The organism is Enterobacter cloacae (assembly GCF_011078175.1).
Classification (GTDB): domain Bacteria; phylum Pseudomonadota; class Gammaproteobacteria; order Enterobacterales; family Enterobacteriaceae; genus Enterobacter; species Enterobacter cloacae_Q.
Window position 1 is genome coordinate 1 of the sequence record NZ_JAALCJ010000023.1, and the last position, 3,100, is coordinate 3,100.

Sequence of the window (3,100 nt, forward strand, 5' to 3'; positions counted from 1 at the left end):
CTCTCACATGGGGAGACCCCACACTACCATCGGCGCTACGGCGTTTCACTTCTGAGTTCGGCATGGGGTCAGGTGGGACCACCGCGCTAAAGCCGCCAGGCAAATTCTGTTCATCTGTATCAGGCTGAAAATCTTCTCTCTTCGCCAAAACATCTTCGGCGTTGTAAGGTTAAGCCTCACGGTTCATTAGTATCGGTTAGCTCAACGCATCGCTGCGCTTACACACCCGACCTATCAACGTCGTCGTCTTCAACGTTCCTTCAGGAGACTTAAAGTCTCAGGGAGAACTCATCTCGGGGCAAGTTTCGTGCTTAGATGCTTTCAGCACTTATCTCTTCCGCATTTAGCTACCGGGCAGTGCCATTGGCATGACAACCCGAACACCAGTGATGCGTCCACTCCGGTCCTCTCGTACTAGGAGCAGCCCCCCTCAATTCTCCAGCGCCCACGGCAGATAGGGACCGAACTGTCTCACGACGTTCTAAACCCAGCTCGCGTACCACTTTAAATGGCGAACAGCCATACCCTTGGGACCTACTTCAGCCCCAGGATGTGATGAGCCGACATCGAGGTGCCAAACACCGCCGTCGATATGAACTCTTGGGCGGTATCAGCCTGTTATCCCCGGAGTACCTTTTATCCGTTGAGCGATGGCCCTTCCATTCAGAACCACCGGATCACTATGACCTGCTTTCGCACCTGCTCGCGCCGTCACGCTCGCAGTCAAGCTGGCTTATGCCATTGCACTAACCTCCTGATGTCCGACCAGGATTAGCCAACCTTCGTGCTCCTCCGTTACTCTTTGGGAGGAGACCGCCCCAGTCAAACTACCCACCAGACACTGTCCGCAACCCGGATTACGGGTCTACGTTAGAACACCAGCCATTAAAGGGTGGTATTTCAAGGTTGGCTCCACGCAGACTGGCGTCCACGCTTCAAAGCCTCCCACCTATCCTACACATCAAGGACCAGTGTTCAGTGTCAAGCTATAGTAAAGGTTCACGGGGTCTTTCCGTCTTGCCGCGGGTACACTGCATCTTCACAGCGAGTTCAATTTCACTGAGTCTCGGGTGGAGACAGCCTGGCCATCATTACGCCATTCGTGCAGGTCGGAACTTACCCGACAAGGAATTTCGCTACCTTAGGACCGTTATAGTTACGGCCGCCGTTTACCGGGGCTTCGATCAAGAGCTTCGCGTTGCCGCTAACCCCATCAATTAACCTTCCGGCACCGGGCAGGCGTCACACCGTATACGTCCACTTTCGTGTTTGCACAGTGCTGTGTTTTTAATAAACAGTTGCAGCCAGCTGGTATCTTCGACTGATTTCAGCTCCGCCCGCAGGGGCTTCACCTACATATCAGCGTGCCTTCTCCCGAAGTTACGGCACCATTTTGCCTAGTTCCTTCACCCGAGTTCTCTCAAGCGCCTTGGTATTCTCTACCTGACCACCTGTGTCGGTTTGGGGTACGATTTCGTGTTACCTGATGCTTAGAGGCTTTTCCTGGAAGCAGGGCATTTATCACTTCAGCACCGTAGTGCCTCGTCATCACACCTCAGCGTTAATAAACGACCGGATTTACCTAATCGTTCCGCCTACATGCTTAAACCGGGACAACCGTCGCCCGGCTGACATAGCCTTCTCCGTCCCCCCTTCGCAGTAACACCAAGTACAGGAATATTAACCTGTTTCCCATCGACTACGCCTTTCGGCCTCGCCTTAGGGGTCGACTCACCCTGCCCCGATTAACGTTGGACAGGAACCCTTGGTCTTCCGGCGAGCGGGCTTTTCACCCGCTTTATCGTTACTTATGTCAGCATTCGCACTTCTGATACCTCCAGCAGCCCTCACAGGCCACCTTCAACGGCTTACAGAACGCTCCCCTACCCAACAACACATAGTGTCGCTGCCGCAGCTTCGGTGCATGGTTTAGCCCCGTTACATCTTCCGCGCAGGCCGACTCGACCAGTGAGCTATTACGCTTTCTTTAAATGATGGCTGCTTCTAAGCCAACATCCTGGCTGTCTGTGCCTTCCCACATCGTTTCCCACTTAACCATGACTTTGGGACCTTAGCTGGCGGTCTGGGTTGTTTCCCTCTTCACGACGGACGTTAGCACCCGCCGTGTGTCTCCCGTGATAACATTCTTCGGTATTCGTAGTTTGCATCGGGTTGGTAAGCCGGGATGGCCCCCTAGCCGAAACAGTGCTCTACCCCCGAAGATGAGTTCACGAGGCGCTACCTAAATAGCTTTCGGGGAGAACCAGCTATCTCCCGGTTTGATTGGCCTTTCACCCCCAGCCACAGGTCATCCGCTAATTTTTCAACATTAGTCGGTTCGGTCCTCCAGTTAGTGTTACCCAACCTTCAACCTGCCCATGGCTAGATCACCGGGTTTCGGGTCTATACCCTGCAACTTAACGCCCAGTTAAGACTCGGTTTCCCTTCGGCTCCCCTATACGGTTAACCTTGCTACAGAATATAAGTCGCTGACCCATTATACAAAAGGTACGCAGTCACCTAACAAGTAGGCTCCCACTGCTTGTACGTACACGGTTTCAGGTTCTTTTTCACTCCCCTCGCCGGGGTTCTTTTCGCCTTTCCCTCACGGTACTGGTTCACTATCGGTCAGTCAGGAGTATTTAGCCTTGGAGGATGGTCCCCCCATATTCAGACAGGATACCACGTGTCCCGCCCTACTCTTCGAGTTCACAGCATGTGTGCTTTCGTGTACGGGACTATCACCCTGTACCGTCGGACTTTCCAGACCGTTCCACTAACACACAAGCTGATTCAGACTCCGGGCTGCTCCCCGTTCGCTCGCCGCTACTGGGGGAATCTCGGTTGATTTCTTTTCCTCGGGGTACTTAGATGTTTCAGTTCCCCCGGTTCGCCTCGTTAACCTATGTATTCAGTTAACGATAGTGCAACGGATTGCACTGGGTTTCCCCATTCGGACATCGCCGGGTCAAAGGTTCATATCACCTCGCCGGCGCTTTTCGCAGATTAGCACGTCCTTCATCGCCTCTGACTGCCAGGGCATCCACCGTGTACGCTTAGTCGCTTAACCTCACAACCCGAAGATGTTTCTTTCGATTCA

At 53.4% G+C, this 3,100-nt stretch carries 2 rRNA genes; both read right to left on the minus strand.

Annotated features, from left to right (window positions below):
* A 5S ribosomal RNA gene (rrf, locus tag G6Q29_RS21490) occupies window positions 1-100 on the minus strand; the annotation flags it as partial.
* Window positions 101-165: 65 nt separating this feature from the next.
* Window positions 166-3,070 (minus strand): 23S ribosomal RNA (locus tag G6Q29_RS21495).
* Window positions 3,071-3,100 lie beyond the last annotated feature (30 nt).